Raw genomic sequence first — 19,890 nt, 5'->3', positions numbered from 1 at the left:
TCAACTCTGGGGTAGTGTTACCCGTGGACCAATTACAGATGAACTGATTTTAAAGCAGCTACCTGAAATGTTCCTTCCTTTATTATCTAAAAGTTGATGATGTTATCTAAAAATTGATAATGCGTCTATGCGATCGAATCGATCCTTGTCATAGGCAATTTCTCTGTCGCCCACGGAAAGATTTTCTTTCCACTGTTGCCAATAGGTTTCGTAGACGATCGTTTCTGCCATACCAATCTTGTTGCAGGAACGTTCTTTCACAAATCATCTCTGACTAATGTTCTTTGGCTGATCGGAATACACATCGGCGTTCCTGCGATCGGGTCGGGCACAATGCGGCTCTCTAACCCAAAGACCTCCCGCACCATTGCCTCGGTCATCACTTCAACAGGAGAACCCTGAGCATAGATGTGTCCCTGCTTCATTGCGACCAAGTAATCGGCATAGCGACAGGCTTGATTCAGATCATGCAATACCATCACGATCGTCTGTCCCCTGGTTTGATTCAGGTCATACAGTAAATCCAGCACTTCGATTTGATTCGCTAAATCCAAAAACGTGGTGGGTTCATCCAGTAACAAAATGGGTGTATTCTGCGCCAGAGCCATTGCGATCCAGGCACGCTGTCGCTGTCCACCCGAAAGGCTATCGAGCGGGCGATCGCCCAATTCCGTTATCCCGGTCATTGCCAATGCCTGTTCCATGAACTGCTCATCCTCCTTTGACCACTGCTGAAACCAGCTTTGATGGGGATAGCGTCCCTGCGCCACTAGCTCTCGCACCGTTAAGCCCTCGGGGGCGATCGGACTTTGAGGTAACATGCCTAACTGTTTGGCAACTTCTTTGCTTGCAAGTTGGGCGATCGCAGTTCCATTCAGGTAGACAATGCCGCTTTGGGGCTTTAACAGTCGTGCCAGTCCTTTGAGCAATGTCGATTTACCGCAGCCATTTGCCCCGACCAGAGCCGTAATGCGATGAATCGGAATGTCTACGTTTAACTCCCGGATAATGGCCGTGCGATCGTATGACAGAGTGAGTTTTCGAGTGGTGAATGCTGTTTCCATTGATATTGGAGGGCTAATTGTAGAAGGACAGAGTGCAGAAGTGGAAATGTTCTTACGCATTTCGGTTGCGGTAGAGCAGATACAGAAAATAAGGTGCGCCAACTGCAGCTGTCACGACACCACACGGAAGTTCGATCGGCGCAAACAGCGATCGCCCTAAAAAATCCGCCAAGGCGACAATCAAGCCTCCCAGCAGGGCAGCAGTTGGGATCAAGCTTTCGTGCGATGTACCGACTAATTGACGAGCTAAATGGGGAGCCATCAACCCCACAAAGCCGATCGTTCCTGCCGTTGCCACACTTGCCCCTGCTAACGCCACGCTGATGAGCAATAAAAGCCCCCGCTGCCACTCCACTCGGCTCCCCAGCCCCCGTGCAACCTCATCCCCTAAATTGAGGGTGTTTAGCTCACGCGCACTCACCAGAGCGAGGGGAAGCAATACAATCAGCCAGGGAAGCAATGCCTGAATATGCTCCCATGTGCGTCCGTAGACACTTCCAGCTAACCAGACTAACGCCTGACTCACATCGTTTATATTGCCAAAGGTGATCATCAAGCTAGTAAAAGCGGAGGCGATTGCCTCGATGCCCACACCAACCAAAATGAAGCGAATGGGTAAACTTCCGCCATTCCACGACAGCCAATACACTAGCAAAGCGGCAATCAAGGCTCCTGTAAAAGCTACGATCGGTAGGAGAGATACCGGAATCGCAGGAAACAGCACAATGAGCGTCACGGCTGCTAATCCTGCCCCTGCCACAACGCCCACAATTTCAGGGGCTGCTAGAGGATTGCGCGTCAGTCCCTGCAAAATCGTTCCGGCAACGGCCAACGCCATTCCGACTAAAAAGGCAACAATAACTCGCGGCAACCGTAATGTATAAATGACGAAGCCATAATCAGAATTACTTGTATCGAATCCCAGAAGTGTCTTGATGACACTCAGCGGCGAAATTGGATATTCTCCATATCCCAAACTCAAGACCAGCACAGCAAATGAGATCACCGCAAGGGCAAACACGATCGCAGGCACTCTTCGATCAACTCGAATTGACAGCGGTACTTGTTTTGAGCGAAGCACTAACCAGGATGAAGGCATGGATTTAAACCTGTCACTGTTTTACGTTGAGCCGCGCGAGATACATGAAAAATGGCGCACCAATGAGTGCCATCACGATCCCCACGGGCAATTCCTGCGGCTTGATGATGAGTCGTCCTACGAGATCCGCGATCGATAAAAGCACAGCACCCCAGATTGCTGAATAGGGCAGTATCCAGCGATAATCAACCCCCGCCCAAAAGCGAACCACGTGGGGAATGACTAAACCGATAAAGCCGATCGGTCCTGCGAGAGCGACTGCACTGCCACTTAACAAAACAACGATGATAGAGGCGATCGCCTTAACCCATCCGACTCGCAGCCCCAGCCCCTTCGCAACTTCTTCGCCCAACGTGAGTGCCGTGATTTGCTTGCCCATGCCAAAGGCAACCACCAGCCCAATGCAAAGGTACGGTAGAACTTGCAGCAGCACATTGAAGTCTCGCCCAGCGACCGATCCGGCTAGCCAAAAACGAACTTCGTCCAGGGTGCGCTGATTCAAAATCAAGATTCCCGTGGTGAGCGCAGACAGCAGATAAGTTAAAACAGACCCTGCCAGAATCAGCTTTAGCGGCGTTGCCCCGCTTCGTCCCAGTGAACCGAGGGTATAAACTGCAATTGCAGCGATCGCTCCTCCGGCAAAAGCAGCCCAGGTGTAAACCTGGATCGACCCAGTTCCAGCCAGAAAAGTCGTAACCACCACGGCAAGAGTAGCTCCAGCACTGATCCCCAAAATTCCCGGATCTGCCAGCGCGTTGCGCGTTAACCCTTGCATTAGCGCTCCCGCAACTCCCAAAGCGGCTCCGACCACTAGCGCAATTAGGACTCTGGGCAGCCGTACGGTTGTAATAATCAGATGATTTGTTGAACCATCAAATGCGGTGAGTGATTCCCAAACGGTTCCAAAATCAATGTCTGCTGCGCCTAGGGTCACGCTAATCACAAGGCAGCCGACCAGCAGCACAGCGCTAAGCCCCAAACCCAGCAACCGCATGGTCACAAGTTGATTGCCGTTTACCCGTTTATCCATCACTGATCCACGCTTTAAGGACGACGAGCTGAAATGCCTAGCTTTACTCCTTGAACCGATCGCAACTGATCCATCACTGCAATCACCTGTCCATGTTCGACTTTTTCGTCAGCATTAATCACCACTAGTCGCTCTTGATTACCAATTAATGCTTTCACGCGATTGGCTAAATCATTCACCTGAATGGGCTGACGATCGAGAAATACATCTCCCTCACGATCGATCGTGACAGTAAGCTTACTCTGCTGCTGAGATTGAGCCGTTTGTGCTTGCGGTAAATTGACAGGAAGCCCTTCAGAACGACTCAAAAACAACGATGACATGATAAAAAACGTCAGAATTGCAAAGACAACATCGATCATCGGCACGATGTTGATATAAGGCAGATCATCAGGCTCTTCAGGAATATTCATAGCGATTCACTCATTGCTTTCGATGCAGAACCAAATCCTTCATAGCGGCCTAGATGCAAAACTTCAAGCTGGCTGCCAAACTCCTGAATCATGGCAACCTGCCGTCGATAAAATCCTCGAAACAGACTGCTAAAAAATAAGGCAAATAACGCCACGATTAAGCCTGCTGCGGTAGACACTAATGCTTCGCTAATGCCTCCTGTCACTTGCAATGCACTCTCGCTACCTCCTCCACCCAGATCAATCGCACCAAAGGATTGAATCAACCCCAAGACCGTTCCTAACAATCCCAACAGGGGAGCTGCGGTAATAATGAGGTCAAAAATGGAGTTGAATCGTCGCAGGATCGGAAGTTCTGCCTGTGTTGATCCTTCTAAGGTGAGGCGAAAAGCATGGGGAGGAAAATGATCGACTTCCAACGCCTCTAGAAAGATTCGAGCAATGGGCAAATCAGCATTCTGCTTGAGTTTCAACAATGCTGCGTCAAAATCATGCTGGTAAATTCGCAGCACGTCACGCGCAACCTGCCGTTGACGACGAGTAATCCGAAACCAAAAAACAAGACGCTCCACAATGAGGGCGATCGCCACGATCGAAAATGCCAGCAGGGGAAACATCACAATTCCGCCTGCCCAAAACAGTTCAATAATTAGCATTTCAAACTTCCATTGGCTACAGCCAACTCAGAGAGCTGGCAGACTAAGGATTGCTTACTGATAATTAATCTCAAGAAGAGAGTATAGGATGGCGCATCTTATGTCAATACTTCTCAAAATGTACTTACCAATTTACCGGGCGATTTTCTAATCTAAGGCAGTCTTTGAACTGTGCACGATCCTCAAACCGATTAGGTAGTAAGGTCTGCAAAACTGCAAAAAAGTAGCCGAATTAGCGAAATAAATAATTATATTGACAGGAAGACAGCCCAATCTTAGGATGAGCAAGTTGTAGTAAATATTCTCAACAGTCGGTAGGTAGAGCGAATGACGTTTTCAGATACAGTCGCTCAACAGCGCGAAAAGCAAGCAAGAACGCTCAGGCGATTCATTATGGTCAGCCTCGCGGGATCAGTTACCCTGCATAGCGGCGGCTTGTTTCTTAAAATCAGCGATCTTTGGAAGCCAGATAAGCAAGTATCCGAAGAAATAACGATCGTGGTCACTGAAGAGGACGAAACGGAAACCTCGATCGCGCCTGAAGACGAGTCGGGTGGCTCAGGGTTCGCAGCGTCAGAACCCTCCATGCAGTTCAACGAATCTGCCGCTGTTGATCAGCCTGCTGCTCCTGCTCCAGCCATTGAACCACTTCCAGAAGAACCACTCTCAGAAGAACCACTCTCAGAAGAACCTCCAGAAGAACGCATCCCTGTGCCGCTTGCAGAAGACGTGATTCCAGAACCCGCTACACCTGCAGAAGCACCTACCGAAACTGTAGAAGAATCGCCCCCTGCACCTTCACAAACGATCGCTAGCCCAGCCCCCAATCCTCGTAGCTTGAGCGATCTGCTCTCAGAGATACGGCGGGCAAGACAGCAGACAGGCGAATCCGCAACCGCCGCAGGTCAATTCGGTTTGGAAAATGGTTTGGGAAGTGGTACGGGGAACGGTTCTGGAAATGGTTCTGGAAATGGTTCCGGGAATGGTTCCGGGAATGGTTCCGGGAATGGATCAGCAACTGTTGCTGCACCCCCTCGTCCGGAACCGATCACCCCGCCTGCAACCCAAGGCAGCCGATCGCGTGAAGTTTCCTGTCGCGGCTGTGATTTTGACTATCCGGAAGAAGCAGATGGTGCAGAAGGAACGGCTCAGGTAATTGTGGAAACCGATGACCAAGGGCGCGTTGTTTCTGTAATGCTTTCACGCTCTAGCGGTAATGCTGCGCTGGATCAGGCTGCTTTAGAGCAAGCAAGGCGTCAAGTTCAGCTCAACAACGCTAGAGCCGGAGAGAGCTATCCGATCGATGTTGACTTTGTCCAGCCCAACTCGGAAGCAGCAGAACGAGTTAGAGAACGAGGCGATCGACGCAGTATCACGGTGTCTGATCCTGAACCTGCGATTGAAACACCTGCTCCGACTGCCACGACAGCCCCATCTCCAGAACCCACTTTGTCTAGTGAGCCATCCCCAATTCCAGAGCCGTCTATTAGTCCAGAACCCTCGATCGCTCCTGATGTGGAACTGCGCCCTTCCGATACAGGAAACTCTGAACCCGCAGACAATAATCCTGTCTCTGAACCCGCAGCAGCTTCCGACTCACCTTCAGAAATTTCATCTCCCTCTGAGCCGGTAGACTCCACACTCCCTGCTTCCGAACCTGAACCGATTGCGATTCCTGAGCCTGAACCTGAACCAATCTCAATTCCTGAGCCTGAACCCGAACCAGTTCCGATTCCTGAACCAGCTTCTGAGCCTGAACCAGTTCTCCCCCCTGAAGCGGATGCCCCGCCTGAACCATAATCCGATTTGGTTCATACCCGCTATCCACAGCAATATCAAGTTCTTGACTACTCTGCTGCGATCGAGATTCTTTCGATTTCGGTTTCTGGGACGGCAATCACTCCTCTAGTGCCAGGTCTCAGTAGAAGGCGTAGCGGCAATACTAGCGAACATTGAGCAGAATGATTTGGGCAAAAAATGCCGCCATTTAAGCCGCCATTTAAACAGAGCAGGAGTAAACATCGGAGGGCAGGGAGGAGAGTATAGTCCTGCTTACCTTACCATTCGCTGCTTTTTGCGACACACCTTCTGCTTGATCAAGTAACCCTCCTGCTCATTCTGTCTCGAATGGCTAAAGTAATCCGCAATACAAACTGTGGGTTAGCCCCTCTTTATGATCTTGTAGCTTTGTTTCTGGTTTCGCGAAACAACTATGTCTGATCCCAAAGAGCATTCTCATCACGCATCTCATTGTCCAACCTGTGGTCGTGCTAATTCTCATGCTCATTCCCACACTCCAGCTTCCCCGATCGAGGATGAACCGGAAGACTCCCCTTCTCCCCTTACCGGCTACCTCTCGAAACAGTCCAGACGGGCATTCCTCACATCGCTAGGCGCAGCGACGGCACTGGGGTTGAGCCAGGTCGGCTTTCGTCGTGATCCGGCTGAGGCGAAAGCCGATTTAATGGCAATGGCAGATACGATCCGTGATGCGGGCAACCTGCACATTTTGAAAGCAACCCCACAGAATTGCTTTTGGGGTTACTTCGATCGCGATCAGCCGCCTGTTCTAAGTGTCAACTCCGGAGACATTATTTACATTGAAGCACTGACGCACCATGCCGGAGATGCGCCGGATGTGCTGATGGACGATGGTGTGCGAGCCGTGTATGAGCAAGTCACCGATCGGGGTCCAGGGGTTCACATTATGACCGGACCGATCGAAGTGAAAGGGGCAGAACCGGGCGATACCCTGATGGTTCGCATCCTCAAGACTCAGCCGCGCCTGCCCTACGGCAGCAACATCGCCGCTCACTGGGGCTATTTGTATGATGCATTTCAGAAGGAGCGCATCACGATCTACAAGCTCGACTTTGAGGCAAATCTGGCACGTCCGGATTTTGCGTTCGACTTCAAGGCGCGTCCCAAGTATGATACCCCAGGTTTTATCTCCACGCCTGACCCGGCAGCACGCCAGCCATTCCAGAGCAAAATCGCCATTCCCATGCGTCCGCACTTTGGCGTCATGGGTGTTGCGCCTGGGGAAAGCGGACGGATTAACAGCATTCCGCCCGGAAATTTTGGTGGCAATATTGATAACTGGCGCATCGGTGCAGGCGGCACCATGTATTATCCCGTCTTTAACCAGGGGGCGAAATTCTTTGTGGGCGACCCGCACATGGCGCAGGGCGACGCAGAACTGTCAGGAACGGCGATCGAGGCATCGCTGAACGGCTACTTCCAGGTGTTTGTGCTGAAGGATTTCCCGATTACGAACCCGATTCTGGAAACGGAAAGCCACTGGATTACCCACGGTTTCAACGAAGACCTGAACAAAGCGATGCGTCAGTCCGCAGACCAGATGTTGGATTTTCTGGTGAACAAGCGACGCATGAATCCCGATGAAGCATACACAATGATTTCAGCGGGGGTAGACTTTGGCGTAACACAAGTGGTGGATATGCGTCAGGGCTGTCATGCGGCGGTGCCCAAGAGCCTTTTTATGCCGAGCTAACGGCAAGATCGTGATCCTTGAGAATCGCTGCATCTTCAGGCGAGTGAAACATTGTTTTAGGCAACGGACGATCACTTGAGGAGCAGCGTTCTTATCGCGGGAATAGCCCATGCAACTAAAATGACAAAATTGTCAGAACTGAGTATTCAAATCCCATCTCTTCTTCATAAATATATCTTCTCTCCCTTTTTCTTTGTTAACCAGCTTGAAAGATCGCTTATCGTTCATTAACTCGTTCTATAAATCGTTCTTTTTTCTCCAATAGAAACACTACTTCTGCCATATAGGGAATGGCTAATTAGCTCGCAGAACAAGGGCTTGGACTTGGAGCAGGGCTAGCTAACAATTCGCTTCACTCGCCGCTAGTGGCTTTTCGAACCAGAATATCGAGTGCCATGACATGGGATGCGCCTGAGAGACCCACTCCAAATAATGGAATCAAGGCAATAGGATAAGTCGCAATTGTCTCCATCATAGGAACTTGAAGCAATGCAAAGGTTAAACCTGTGCCAACCGCAGTCACAAAATCTGCTAGACCAAAGAGGTGAAAGCCCCAGTATTTCCAATCACTCTTTGGCAATGCGACTACCACGAGTACCAACAGTCCCGCTGCTAAATCCCCCCAAGCTGCATTTCGCACAAAGGTAGATGGTAACAAATGTTGACTACCGTAATAAAAGAAAATGAGCGCTGCTGGAATGCGCCAAATGTGAAATAGGGTTAGGTAATTGAGATGGAGTCCCTGGATATAGGTTTGGAAGACTGAGTTCCCGTAATAAATTGCTAGAGGCAGAGTGATGCCCATTGCAACGAGCAAGGCAAACCACGGTAGGGGAAATGTGCTAAAGAGTCCGAAATAGCTGCCGACTGCCACACCCAATCCCCAAACGCTAATGATGGAAAGTAACCGTTGCGTGATTTGATTACGTTGATTTAAGGATAGAGAAATCATAGAAGTCTCCAAATTTGATTGAACGATTTGACAGGAATTTTTCAGGAGATTCAGACGAAACAAAGGTTTTTTCAGTGTATATACACTCTTTGTGGAAAAATTTTAGACTCAGCGAATTAGCGCGATCGTCTCAGCTAAATGTGAAAGCAGAGCACTCCATCGCTCTTGCCCAAGCACCTCCTCCACACTATCTTGAGCTTGTTTCCACAACGGCAGTGCCTTTGCTAACGCAGCTTTTCCGTTAGGTGTTAGGCTAACTACCCGAGTTCGCTGGTCTTGCCCAGGCTCAGATTTCAACCATTCCTCGCGTTCAAGCGGTTTGAGATTCCGGGTTAAGGTAGTACGATCCATCACTAGAATCTCCGCCAACTCATTGATCGTTCCCGATTTCGCCAGTGCTACAGCTACAAGAATTGTGAATTGAGTAATGAGCAATCCGCTCGGCTTGAGAATTTCATCAAAGTGTTGCGTGATAACACGAGAAGTTTTTCGGAGATTGAAACAGGCGCAGGTTGATACCACTTGACCTAGTTCAGTTGAGTTAATTGGGTCGATGTGTTTCTTCATACTTTTAAGTGTATATGCACTTATTCTAAATATCAAGAGGCTGCATGAAATCTGCTGCTCAGCGACCATTTCAAAACTTTGTCTCACTGAGAGCCTCAAAACAACTAGCCTCAGACACCCCCTCAGACACCAACAGATCCGTTTTAAGCAACCGCCACAACCCGAAACGCAAGCGGCAAAACGCTAGAGTTGAGCTGACGCACTTCATCTTCAAGCTTAACTGGTCGGCTTTGATATTCGGCTCTAACCCAGTGTTCGGCTACTTTGAAGCTTGGTCTGATTTTACGTAAAAAGCAGTGCGGGAGGGAGAGTTCGTTGGGCTGACGTTAGATGCAGACAACCAGGCTGAACTGACCGAAGAACAGATTAAATCCTGGATAGTCCAACTTAAGACAGAGCTTGGTGTATGACCCCTTGACTTTCCAGTGGACTGGAAGCTTCAAGATGAAGCTAAGGACTTAACCCCTTTTAGTCCTGCGTTCAGGAGGTGCTGTTATGCTTGTCACTACAGAAAAGCGACTCAAAATTGGTGAAGTGGCTGAGACCAGTCAATTGCCGATTAAAACCATTCGCTACTACGAAGAATTAGGATTGCTAACCCCCACTGTGAGCCGTTCAGGATCCAACTACCGTCTGTTTGAGCCAAGCGTTCTTCAGCGGCTGGCATTCATCCGGCAATCCCAGGCTTTGGGACTTAGCTTACGCGAAATTCAGGATATCCTTCAGGTTCACGACGCGGGGCAACTTCCCTGCGATGAGGTCAAACAGAATCTTCAGCGTAAAGTGCAGCAAATCCATGAGCAGATTGCATCACTCGAACTCCTGCGATCGCAATTAACTCAGTTGCTCAACGGCTGGCAGGAGTTTCCCCAATCTGAAGTTACGGAAGAAACAATCTGCCCCAATCTCGATACCGTTCCAGACTCTCTTTCTGACCCAACCCATTGGCAAACTGCTTTGAAAAATTAATCGTTTCTCCCTTGACTCTCCCGTCTACTGGAAGCATCACACTGAAATTTATCCACTCATATCAACAGTTTGAGACATCGACCGTTTGAGGATAACCACAATGACGCTACAGCTTACCGTTCCTAACATGGCTTGCTCTGCCTGTGCAACCACAATCACGAAGGCAGTTAAGGCGGTTAGCGCTTCACGCAACTCCCAAGGAACCGCTCCTGCTGCCCAAATCAACGCTGATCCCAAATCAAAACAGGTCAACATCGACACTTAGGCAAACGAAGCAGCCGTTCGAGACGCAATCGTTACTGCTGGATACACGATCGCTTGATTGTCCGCTTTCCATACTGCACAAGCTTTTGAAGGAGATGATTTATGGCATCAGACCAAGCAACGTTAAAACTACGCGGTATGAGTTGCGCTTCCTGTGCCAATAACATTGAGCAGGTAATCAAATCAGTTCCGGGCGTAACGGAATGCTCCGTCAACTTCGGAGCCGAGCAAGCCAGCATCGTCTACGACCCTCAGCACACCGACCTGGGAAAAATTCAGAATGCCGTGAGCGAGGCCGGCTATTCCTCCTTCTCTCTACAAGAGCAGGAAATGGTGACGGGTGAAGACGATGCTGAAAAAGCGGCTCGACTGGCAGAAAGTCGTGACCTAAGGCGCAAAGTCTGGGTTGGCGGCATGATTAGCGCGATTCTGATGATTGGCGGACTGCCCACGATGACGGGACTGCATCTTCCGTTGATTCCTGCCTGGCTGCACAACTTCTGGCTTCAGGCAGTGCTGACGGCTCCGGTGCTGTTCTGGTGCGGTCAACAGTTCTTTGTGAATGGCTGGAAAGCGTTCAAACGCCACAACGCCACAATGGACACTCTGATTGCTCTGGGAACGAGTGCTGCTTACTTTTATTCGCTGTTCGTCACGATCTTTCCCGAATTTCTCACCGCCCAGGGGCTGGCTCCGGCAGTTTACTACGAAGTTGCGGCGATCGTTATTACCCTGATTTTATTGGGGCGACTGTTTGAGAACCGGGCAAGGGGACAAACCTCCGAAGCGATTCGGAAACTAATGGGCTTGCAGGCGCGGACTGCCCGCATCGTTCGTAATGGCAAAGAGCAGGAAGTACCAATCAATGAGGTGTTGCCAGGTGATATCGTTGCGGTGCGTCCTGGCGAGAAGATTCCGGTGGACGGAGAGATTGTTAACGGTGTCTCCACGATCGACGAGTCGATGGTGACCGGGGAAAGCATTCCGGTTAAAAAGCAGGCAGGCGATGAAGTGATCGGCGCGACCATTAATAAAACAGGCAGTTTTCAGTTTCGCGCGACGCGAGTGGGAAAGGATACATTTCTGGCGCAGATCGTCAAACTGGTGCAGGAAGCGCAGGGATCAAAAGCTCCGATTCAGCGACTTGCAGATCAGGTGACGGGCTGGTTCGTCCCCGTGGTGATTGCGATCGCCTTGCTCACCTTCCTAATCTGGTTTAACGTCATGGGCAACCTGACGCTGGCGATTATCACCACGGTTGAAGTCCTGATTATTGCCTGCCCCTGTGCACTCGGACTGGCTACACCAACCTCGATTATGGTGGGCACGGGCAAAGGCGCAGAAAACGGAATTTTAATCAAAGGAGCCGAAAGTTTAGAGCTGGCACACAAAATTCAGACGATCGTGTTAGACAAAACGGGAACGCTGACGCAGGGTAAACCCACGGTCACAAATTTCATCACCGTGAACGGAATTGCGAACGGCAACGAGATAAAACTCATACAGCTTGCTGCATCCCTTGAGCATAATTCAGAACATCCCCTCGCAGAAGCCGTGGTACGCTATGCCGAATCTCAGCAGGTTGAACTAAAAGACGTTCAGGAGTTTGAGGCGATCGCTGGAAGTGGCGTTGAGGGATACGTTTCTGGTCATCTGGTGCAGATTGGTACGGGACGCTGGATGCGTGAACTAAACATTGATACGCAAGCTCTCCAGGAACACAAAGATCAGCTCGAAGCTGCCGGAAAAACTGCCGTCTGGCTGGCAGTGGATGGCAAAATGCAGGGCGTAGTCGGCATCGCAGATGCCCTGAAACCTTCTTCTATAGCGGCAGTACGCGCCCTCAAGCGATTAGGTTTGCAGGTCGTGATGCTCACAGGCGACAACCAGCGCACCGCAGAAGCGATTGCCCGCGAAGTGGGAATTGTCCGAGTCCTGGCAGAAGTCCGTCCTGACCAGAAGGCCGCTACTGTTCAATCGCTCCAGTCGGAAGGCAAGATTGTTGCAATGGTGGGAGACGGCATCAACGATGCGCCTGCCCTAGCTCAAGCCGATGTCGGAATTGCGATCGGAACTGGGACCGATGTGGCGATCGCTGCCAGTGACATCACGCTCATTTCAGGCGACTTGCAGGGAATCGTGACCGCCATTCAACTCTCGCGCGCCACACTGCGAAACATTCGGCAAAATTTGTTTTTTGCTTTCGTCTACAACGTCGCTGGCATTCCGATCGCCGCTGGCATCCTGTATCCGTTCTTCGGCTGGCTGCTCAGTCCTGTAATTGCAGGTGCAGCAATGGCATTCAGTTCGGTATCTGTAGTCAGCAATGCCCTGCGTCTGCGAAATTTTCAGCCTAAGCACATTCAGTAGAAGGATGATAGAACGATGAAATTCCGTCGATTAATTGGAACGCTGGCAGGCTTTGGGCTAGTGTTTGGAGGGGGTGGGACGATTGCATTAACCGTTGTGGAAGCAGGTGTTGCCGCTCCTGAAGCCAGCATGGAAATGCCACATGGTTCGACCTCTACACCAGAATTCCAGAAAATTGAGCAACCTCTGGGCGTAAAGCTGGGAGTCACCGCAGGCGGAGTGGGTTTGATCGGATTGGAACTGTGGTGGTTTTTGGGAAGGAAACCCAGATCGCAAAAGGCACAGTCTCAAAAAGGTATTCAGGAACTTGATATTGCAGTTGATGGTGGCTATGAGCCAAATCGCATCGTGGTTCAGGCAGGGCAACCGGTGCGGCTCAACTTCTTCCGCAAAGATCCCACCCGTTGTTTAGAGCAGGTTCTCATCCCAGACTTTCGGATTGCGAAAGACCTGCCGTTCAATAAACGCACGGCGATCGAATTTACCCCCCAGCAGCCCGGTGACTATCCCTTTACCTGCGGCATGAATATGTATCGCGGTGTGATTCAAGTCGTGAATTCAAACCGTCAATCGACTTCTCCAGAAGCCAACCCGCACTGTTTCATGCCTAGACTCGAACCTTTACAGTAAGAAGAATTCGGCAATATCCCGAAAGCTGAGCTTGTAGCGCAACCGACACAGCAGCACTTGGAACACGATATCAGCGGGCACCTCAATGAAGTTGAAGGTTGAGGGCAGTAGTCAGTTTATCAAGCCGGGGCTCCTACCCTCAATTTGAGTACCCAGTTCTGGCAGTTTCCTTGCATCCGATAAACAGAGCCGAGCAAAGCCCGGCTTAGTTACGATAGGCTTGCTACAAGGTTATCTATCGCGTTTAAGCGAATTCACTTGCTGTGATCAGATCAGCATCAACTCCTTTCAAAACTACTAACACGTCCTTATCCAGCAGAATACGAGTATTCTGTCCAACTTGAGTAATTATCAAATCATCAAATTGGACTTCCTGACTCAGCTTAAACTGGTCTAATTCAACTTTGTAATCTTCAATCACATCTCTTCCCAAACCTGTCTTCAGAATGAATGTCTTCCCTATATTTCGATCGCTACCAGTTCCTCCATAAAGTAATTTATCAACAGCTGTGAGATCGGGTGTTGTACCAGGTGTTTTGCGGTACTTTGTAGCTTGCTCAAAGTCGAAAGCGTAGCCTAAAATTTCTGCTTCACCGTAGTAATCTCCCATAAAACTGAGGGAAGCAGGAGCACTGCCCTTCGTATATCCCATTGGAACTGTGACAACGGGTAAGCCCATCACGTTTGATTCAGCATCAGCGTTTCGATTAAAGGGAATAGGTCCTGTTGGTCCAGATTCATCTGGGATTGCAGCACGTAGAGTCGGAAACACAAACGCATCAATACCCTGTTTTTTAACAAAGGGTTCAAAATCATTGACGCGCCATTGCTCCAATGCTTTCAGAACAGTCTGTAGGGCTTCGTCTTCAAATGAGCGAGGGGTTCCTTTTTCAAGAGCTTCTAGAGTTTGAACTAGAGCAGTATCGGAAAACTCTCCAGTAATCGCAGTTTTTACATCTAGCAGTGAGTCAATTTCTGGATTGTTGAGATCTTTGATAAATTCTTCCAGATAGTAGGCAGCGCTTTCTCGATTCCAATTAGGAAACTGTTCGTCGGACCAGCCATAATCCCACTCTTCCTCACGATTGATCCATTTAGAAAGGTAAGGGGCTGTGTCTACCTCAATTACAGTTGCGCCCTGCTCTTTCAGAGTTTGCTTGGCATCCTCAAATAGCTTTTCAATTTCAGGATCAAGCTCAAATCCTTCTCCCAATTTTTGATCCTTACCAACATATATTTTGGGAACGGCAAGAACTTTTCCTTCTAATGCCTTTTCGTTCAAAACCTCTGGCGATGCGTAGGACTCTGGGCGATCGTTAGCCCCCTCTGGTTTATAGGAATACCAGAGATCTTCCGGATCTTCCTGCGCCAGTACATCCATCATGATTGCTGTGTCTGTCACACTGCGCGTCATGGGACCAATCACATCCCGAAATGGGGAAAGTGGAATAGTTCCATCAACTGAGACAAGTCCCCGGCTCGGCTTAATTCCGACAAGCGAATTTGCTGCACTGGGGATAACGATTGATCCTCCCGTCTCGCCCCCCATTCCTGCAATTGCAAAGTTTGCTGCGATTGCAGATCCAGTACCAGAGCTTGATCCTCCTGTTTCCTTGTTCAGATTGTAGGGATTGCGAGTGCCACCAAACAAGTTGCTAAAGCCGCGAACACCACTGGCAAAGCTGTCCATGTTTGTTTTGCCCAGGATAATCGCGCCTGCTTCTCGCAATTTCTCTACTACAAATGCATCGTCGTCTGAAACAAAATTCTCAAAACCTCGAACTGCACCTGTGGTTGCTAATCCTGCTACGTTGTATGAATCCTTGACCATTATAGGAACGCCGTGCAGTGGTCCAAGAATTGTGCCTTCGGCGCGCAACTGGTCTAGTCTTTCAGCCTGTTCAAGCGCATCGGGACTGAGAGTGGCAACGGAGTTGAGATAGGTTCCAGTGAGTTCATCGTCATATACCGAAATTCGATCGAGATAGTACTGAGTTAACTCTACAGCTGAGAGTTCTCCGCTCGCCATTGCAGCTTGTGCTTCTGAAATGGTTAAGTCTAGCAATGAAGGCTTAGATGTCATAGAACAAATCTCCTCAATTGGAAATACTAGTAGTTAAAAGCAGCAGAAAAGTGTGCCTCATTACAACTTCTAGAAAGTCTTGAATTTTCAAAATGAAGGTTGAGGCAAAGGGTGACTCGAACCGTTTCCAAAGTTCCCTAAACTTGAGAAACTTTAAATGGAAACTGAGTCAGGAATCCTCTGGAATTACAGGCTGCAAGATGAATGCAGCACATTGAATACTCTCAAAGCATCTTCTAAACAAACACAAAGTTATTTGCTGTTAATGCATCTGCCTCAGTATTCAACAGCGTTGCTACAACTGCATCGCCCACACGGATATCTGTATTTTGCCCGACCTGGCTGAAGGATAAATCTGTGAAACGCAGGCTTAAATCACTAATTCCAATCACGTCCGTTCCAATCTCATAATCTGCGATTGTGTTTTTGCTGATTGGTAGTTTTGCCTTAGCAATCCAAAACTGGTCTGTTCCTGTGCCTCCTGTCAGTAAATTATCTCCTAATTCACCAACGTATAGTTTGTCGTCTCCCTCATCACCAAAAAGCTGATCTCTCGTTCCTGCAAAAAGTTCATCATTGTTTAAGCCGCCGTAAAGTAAGTTGTCACCTCGTCCTTTTGAGGCATCTAAAATATCTGCTCCCGCTTCTCCAAAGACCTGATCGTTTCGGCTTGCCAATACCTTATCCGCACCATTTCCTGCATAGAGACGATTGCGACCTGTTAAGGCTGGAGTTGTATCGATCGAGTCATTACCATCGCCTGAGAAAACAATATCCCCATTACCGTCAAAATCAGTAATCTGCTTTGCAACAATAACGTCATTTGCGGCATCCCCTGCAACCAGCACTTCTGTCACGTACTCAAATTCTTCACCTTCAAGTGCGGGCAATAGCGGAGAGGCAGCTCGGTGTTGGGTTGCTTGCTCAAAGGAATAGGCTAAACCCAGTAAGGCCGGCTCACTGTAAGGAACTCCTGTAAAGGAAATGGTAATTGGTAAGCCGTCTTCACTCAAGCCTGCTGGAACCGTGATATCTGAGAAACCAAGCAGACTAGCAATCTCTACACCACGAATTGGCGGTGCTGGTAACACTTCTACGAAAGTGGGATCGGTCACTCCTTCAAAGGGGGAAGCAAACGTTCTGGTTGTTGGAAAGACAATCGTGTCAATATCATTGCTTTCATAAATATCAAAGAACGTCTCTCGCAATGCAGGAATAACATTCTGCACTACGTCAATGTACTCAGGATTTTCCAGTCCACCGTAATCTCGAATATTCTTTAACCCTTGCAATCTGGAGGGTGGCACTAAATCCGCAAATTCTGGCGATTCTGCGATCGCGATAATATCATCCAGCGTCTTAGGATAGCCCTCCTCCAAAGTAGACAGGTACTCAGCGAGCTGAGATGGGAACTCCGCTAACCCAATTGATCGTGAGGCATTGATCATGGTGGTTAGCAACTCGTTTGATAAATCGAGTTCAACGATCGTGGCTCCCAGATCTTCCATTACCTGAATAGCCTCATCGATCAGGCGATCGACTTCCGGATCACCCCCAAACCAGACACGACCTACCCCAATCCGTGCCCCTTTCAATGCATCAGGCTGTAGGAATTGGGTGTAATCCTCAAAAAATTTGTCGGGTTGTGCTTGAGGAGCTGGAATAGGAGTTTTAAAAATAGGGTCGTTAGGATCGTATTGCACCATCGATCCTAGAGCAACAGCAGCATCGGTGACGGTTCGTGCCATTGGCCCAATTCCATCACGGGAAAGGGCAAAAGGAACAATACCATCCAGGGGAATCAATCCACGTGTAGGACGAATACCCACCAAACCATTGAAAGAGGAAGGCCCACGAATAGAACCACCAGTATCACTTCCAGTGCCAAGAACTGCAAAATTAGCGGCGATCGCTGCCCCCGTGCCGCCACTGGAACCAGATGCGTTCCGGTTAAAGTTATAAGGGTTACGAGTCTCGCCTCCATACTCTGTGTAAACGCCCAGCCCGCCTCTAGCAGCGAACTCACGCATATTAGCTTTACCTAAAATGATGGCTCCATCTTCTCGCAACAGCTCTACTGAACGCGCATCATCTGGCGGAACCGAGTCTTTCAGAACGATAGAACCAGCTGTCGTTGGCAAATCAAAGGTGTCAAAGTTATCTTTGAGCACGATTGGAATGCCGTGCAACGGTCCCTTTAGCGTTCCTGACCGACGCTCTTCATCTAATTGTCGAGCCGTTTCAAGTGCGCTTGGGTTGACACTAATCATGGAGTTGAGTGTCGGTCCCTGCTGATCGTAAGCTTCAATTCGGTTTAAATAAAGCTGTACAAGCTGTTCAGCCGTCAGAGCTTCAAATTCAAAAGCTTTCGTAATTTCCTCAATCGTTGCCTCTATCAGCTTGAATGAAGTGGGGGCTGATAGCCGGGTTGTCGTTATCATGGTAGATTTCCTGTTGATTAGTATTCCTCAAAAATGCGGCGAATCTCAGCCGGATCACTGGTTTGCGTTAACGCTAACATCAGCAAGATACGGGCCTTTTGAGGCAGTAGATTATCGCCGGGAATAATCCCTGCATCGACATATCTCTGGCGATCGAGAACTCGCCCGTTGCCAACTCGGCTTGATGCAATCACAGTGACTCCACGTTGAACAGCTTCCTTTAACCCTTCAAACTCACGGGGTGCTGCTCCGCCCGCTCCTGTTCCTGCCAAAATAATGCCCTTCGTCCCTGCTTCGACTAGCGCATCAACTGTGTCACGAGATGCTTCAGCGTAGGAGTAAACAACGTCTACTCTCGGTAGTTCCGTCACACTGGTAATATCAAATTCCGACCGCACGGTATGGCGACGCATTGGAGAACGGTAGTACACAACGCGATCGGAGTCTGCATAGCCAAGAAACCCTAATTCACCAGATTGAAAAGTTTCCAGGCGAAACGTATTTGTTTTTGTGACATCTCTAGCAGAGTTGATTTGGTCGTTCATGACGAGTAGTGCGCCCATTCCTCGCGAATGAGGAGCCGCAGCAACCCGAACAGCGTTGATTAAATTGAGTGGACCATCCGCACTAATTGCAGTTGCAGGTCGTTGCGCCCCTACCAAAACGACAGGTTTATCTGATTGAACCGTAAGATGCAAAAAGAAGGAAGTTTCTTCCAGCGTATTGGTTCCATGCGTAATCACAACCCCTGCTACGTCTGGCTCGGTGGCAAAAATTTCGTTAATTCGCTTTGCCATTTTTAGCCAGATTTCGCTAGTCATATCAGGACTACCGATATTGGCAATTTCTTCAACTTCAACGTTGGCAAAGTTTTGAATCTCTGGTACAGCTTCGACCAGCGCATTCCCTTCAACTCGACCAGCTGTATAGTCTGACAAAGTGAGTGGCGTTGCTCCACGGCTAGCGATCGTTCCTCCCGTTGTCAAGATTTTTACTTTCGGCAGTTCGGTAGCTGTTTCGGCTTGAGCAACCCTGACTTCGGAAGAGTTTGTGGCTAAGGAAGTAACGGGTAAAGAATAAACCGCGAATGGGGCAGCAAGAGCAGCAGGACTTACCAGAAATATTCCTGGTAATAGACGATGGATAAGTTTGTTCATTTCTAATTTACTCCTCACTTAACTCATGCACCCAAGATTTTCTGAGAAATTAATGTAATTATTGGGTAAACAGAGTAATGCAAGTAGTGTACATAGCAACATATTTAATTGGATTTTGCAATGAACGGTATGCCGCTCCTCAATAGACAAATTACAATAGACAAACTGATATATTTAGAAATATTTTGTGAAGCTCAGGGTGCGAAATATCTTTTATGTTTCAGTAGGCTGCGTTTCTCTTGTCAGGACTGCAAAAAACAGCGTTGAGATAATCACCAAAATGCTGTTAAACATCAGGCCACCAGCAAGCGTATAAGGAGTTAAATCAGCAACTGCGCCAACGAGAACGGGACCAACCATAAATCCCAAATCGCTGATAGCTCTTAAAAGTCCCATTGCAGGTCCGAATCTGGCTTGAGGCGTAACATCGGCAGCATAGGCAGCAGCAGCAGGAGAACTAATTCCCATTGCAACTCCCAGAATAACGATAGCAATCCAGAAAAGACTGGGAATCGGCGACCAGGCAACGAGAATTAAAGCAGCGGCACAAGCTGTTTGAGCGGGAACAATCACAATTTTCCGGCCATACCTGTCCATCATTCTTCCGGCAAGCGGCAGGGCCAGAAAATTAGCCAGTGTTGCGATCGTTAAGATTAGCCCGATCTTATCTGAGTTCATCTG

General features: G+C 49.0%; 18 protein-coding genes. 5 read left to right on the top strand and 13 right to left on the bottom strand.

Going from position 1 to position 19,890, the window contains the following annotated elements:
- Positions 1-102 precede the first annotated feature (102 nt).
- Genes H6F80_RS08550 through H6F80_RS08525 form a run of 6 tightly spaced genes read right to left on the bottom strand, consistent with a single transcriptional unit; the run spans position 103 to position 4,262 of the window.
- A complete protein-coding gene (locus H6F80_RS08550; protein ID WP_190791151.1) occupies positions 103-261 on the bottom strand; it encodes a hypothetical protein in 159 nt (52 codons plus the stop codon).
- Complete coding sequence (locus H6F80_RS08545; RefSeq protein ID WP_190791150.1) at positions 258-1,064, bottom strand: ABC transporter ATP-binding protein; 807 nt, start codon at positions 1,062-1,064, stop codon at positions 258-260. The genes H6F80_RS08550 and H6F80_RS08545 overlap by 4 nt, the downstream gene beginning before the upstream one ends.
- 52 nt (positions 1,065-1,116) lie before the next feature.
- Positions 1,117-2,163, bottom strand: coding sequence for a FecCD family ABC transporter permease (locus tag H6F80_RS08540; protein WP_190791149.1), 1,047 nt, complete (start codon positions 2,161-2,163; stop codon positions 1,117-1,119).
- A gap of 13 nt (positions 2,164-2,176) precedes the next feature.
- Entirely contained in the window at positions 2,177-3,193 is a 1,017-nt protein-coding gene (locus tag H6F80_RS08535; protein WP_190791148.1) for a FecCD family ABC transporter permease, read from the bottom strand.
- Positions 3,194-3,207: 14 nt separating this feature from the next.
- Entirely contained in the window at positions 3,208-3,606 is a 399-nt protein-coding gene (locus H6F80_RS08530) for an ExbD/TolR family protein (protein WP_190791147.1), read from the bottom strand.
- A complete protein-coding gene (locus tag H6F80_RS08525; protein ID WP_190791146.1) occupies positions 3,603-4,262 on the bottom strand; it encodes a MotA/TolQ/ExbB proton channel family protein in 660 nt (219 codons plus the stop codon). The genes H6F80_RS08530 and H6F80_RS08525 overlap by 4 nt, the downstream gene beginning before the upstream one ends.
- A gap of 327 nt (positions 4,263-4,589) precedes the next feature.
- Here H6F80_RS08525 and H6F80_RS08520 point away from each other — a divergent pair, with 327 nt between their 5' ends.
- Positions 4,590-6,062, top strand: a complete 1,473-nt coding sequence (locus tag H6F80_RS08520; RefSeq protein ID WP_190791145.1) for an energy transducer TonB — start codon at positions 4,590-4,592, stop codon at positions 6,060-6,062.
- Between the two features lie 412 nt (positions 6,063-6,474).
- Positions 6,475-7,776, top strand: coding sequence for an acetamidase/formamidase family protein (locus tag H6F80_RS08515; RefSeq protein ID WP_199296450.1), 1,302 nt, complete (start codon positions 6,475-6,477; stop codon positions 7,774-7,776).
- A gap of 352 nt (positions 7,777-8,128) precedes the next feature.
- Here H6F80_RS08515 and H6F80_RS08510 read toward each other — a convergent pair whose 3' ends face one another.
- A complete protein-coding gene (locus H6F80_RS08510; RefSeq protein ID WP_190791144.1) occupies positions 8,129-8,728 on the bottom strand; it encodes a DUF8737 domain-containing protein in 600 nt (199 codons plus the stop codon).
- A gap of 108 nt (positions 8,729-8,836) precedes the next feature.
- Positions 8,837-9,382, bottom strand: a complete 546-nt coding sequence (locus tag H6F80_RS08505; protein WP_347277846.1) for a MarR family winged helix-turn-helix transcriptional regulator — start codon at positions 9,380-9,382, stop codon at positions 8,837-8,839.
- Positions 9,383-9,790: 408 nt separating this feature from the next.
- On the opposite strand from H6F80_RS08505, the gene H6F80_RS08500 reads away from it, so the two are divergent.
- On the top strand, positions 9,791-10,264 hold the full coding sequence (locus H6F80_RS08500; RefSeq protein ID WP_190791143.1) for a heavy metal-responsive transcriptional regulator: 474 nt from the start codon (positions 9,791-9,793) through the stop codon (positions 10,262-10,264).
- Between the two features lie 48 nt (positions 10,265-10,312).
- Here H6F80_RS08500 and H6F80_RS31220 read toward each other — a convergent pair whose 3' ends face one another.
- Positions 10,313-10,519, bottom strand: coding sequence for a hypothetical protein (locus H6F80_RS31220; protein WP_190791142.1), 207 nt, complete (start codon positions 10,517-10,519; stop codon positions 10,313-10,315).
- Between the two features lie 111 nt (positions 10,520-10,630).
- Here H6F80_RS31220 and H6F80_RS08490 point away from each other — a divergent pair, with 111 nt between their 5' ends.
- Entirely contained in the window at positions 10,631-12,898 is a 2,268-nt protein-coding gene (locus tag H6F80_RS08490) for a heavy metal translocating P-type ATPase (protein ID WP_190791141.1), read from the top strand.
- A 15-nt stretch (positions 12,899-12,913) separates the two neighbouring features.
- Positions 12,914-13,528, top strand: a complete 615-nt coding sequence (locus H6F80_RS08485) for a cupredoxin domain-containing protein (protein ID WP_190791140.1) — start codon at positions 12,914-12,916, stop codon at positions 13,526-13,528.
- Positions 13,529-13,772: 244 nt separating this feature from the next.
- On the opposite strand, the gene H6F80_RS08480 is transcribed toward H6F80_RS08485, so the two are convergent.
- The 4 genes from H6F80_RS08480 to H6F80_RS08465 form a co-directional block, all read right to left on the bottom strand.
- Positions 13,773-15,557, bottom strand: a complete 1,785-nt coding sequence (locus H6F80_RS08480) for an amidase (protein ID WP_242067236.1) — start codon at positions 15,555-15,557, stop codon at positions 13,773-13,775.
- A 290-nt stretch (positions 15,558-15,847) separates the two neighbouring features.
- Entirely contained in the window at positions 15,848-18,052 is a 2,205-nt protein-coding gene (locus H6F80_RS08475) for an amidase family protein (protein WP_190791138.1), read from the bottom strand.
- A 17-nt stretch (positions 18,053-18,069) separates the two neighbouring features.
- The gene (locus H6F80_RS08470; RefSeq protein WP_190791137.1) at positions 18,070-19,209 is read right to left on the bottom strand and encodes an asparaginase; all 1,140 of its coding nucleotides are present in this window, start codon (positions 19,207-19,209) and stop codon (positions 18,070-18,072) included.
- Between the two features lie 213 nt (positions 19,210-19,422).
- On the bottom strand, positions 19,423-19,890 hold a 468-nt coding region (locus H6F80_RS08465), incomplete at its 5' end, for an MFS transporter (RefSeq protein WP_190791136.1).

Source organism: Leptolyngbya sp. FACHB-711, from assembly GCF_014695615.1.
GTDB lineage: Bacteria > Cyanobacteriota > Cyanobacteriia > Elainellales > Elainellaceae > Leptolyngbya_A.
This window is presented reverse-complemented; position numbering and strand designations above follow the sequence as displayed.

Bases quoted from the DNA above. Each gene is read 5' to 3' on its own strand.
- H6F80_RS08545 (WP_190791150.1), bottom strand. From the start codon at position 1,064: ATGGAAACAGCATTCACCACTCGAAAACTCACTCTGTCATACGATCGC.
- H6F80_RS08540 (WP_190791149.1), bottom strand. From the start codon at position 2,163: ATGCCTTCATCCTGGTTAGTGCTTCGCTCAAAACAAGTACCGCTGTCA.
- H6F80_RS08535 (WP_190791148.1), bottom strand. From the start codon at position 3,193: ATGGATAAACGGGTAAACGGCAATCAACTTGTGACCATGCGGTTGCTG.
- H6F80_RS08530 (WP_190791147.1), bottom strand. From the start codon at position 3,606: ATGAATATTCCTGAAGAGCCTGATGATCTGCCTTATATCAACATCGTG.
- H6F80_RS08525 (WP_190791146.1), bottom strand. From the start codon at position 4,262: ATGCTAATTATTGAACTGTTTTGGGCAGGCGGAATTGTGATGTTTCCC.
- H6F80_RS08520 (WP_190791145.1), top strand. From the start codon at position 4,590: ATGACGTTTTCAGATACAGTCGCTCAACAGCGCGAAAAGCAAGCAAGA.
- H6F80_RS08515 (WP_199296450.1), top strand. From the start codon at position 6,475: ATGTCTGATCCCAAAGAGCATTCTCATCACGCATCTCATTGTCCAACC.
- H6F80_RS08510 (WP_190791144.1), bottom strand. From the start codon at position 8,728: ATGATTTCTCTATCCTTAAATCAACGTAATCAAATCACGCAACGGTTA.
- H6F80_RS08500 (WP_190791143.1), top strand. From the start codon at position 9,791: ATGCTTGTCACTACAGAAAAGCGACTCAAAATTGGTGAAGTGGCTGAG.
- H6F80_RS31220 (WP_190791142.1), bottom strand. From the start codon at position 10,519: ATGTTGACCTGTTTTGATTTGGGATCAGCGTTGATTTGGGCAGCAGGA.
- H6F80_RS08490 (WP_190791141.1), top strand. From the start codon at position 10,631: ATGGCATCAGACCAAGCAACGTTAAAACTACGCGGTATGAGTTGCGCT.
- H6F80_RS08485 (WP_190791140.1), top strand. From the start codon at position 12,914: ATGAAATTCCGTCGATTAATTGGAACGCTGGCAGGCTTTGGGCTAGTG.
- H6F80_RS08480 (WP_242067236.1), bottom strand. From the start codon at position 15,557: ATGGCGAGCGGAGAACTCTCAGCTGTAGAGTTAACTCAGTACTATCTC.
- H6F80_RS08475 (WP_190791138.1), bottom strand. From the start codon at position 18,052: ATGATAACGACAACCCGGCTATCAGCCCCCACTTCATTCAAGCTGATA.
- H6F80_RS08470 (WP_190791137.1), bottom strand. From the start codon at position 19,209: ATGAACAAACTTATCCATCGTCTATTACCAGGAATATTTCTGGTAAGT.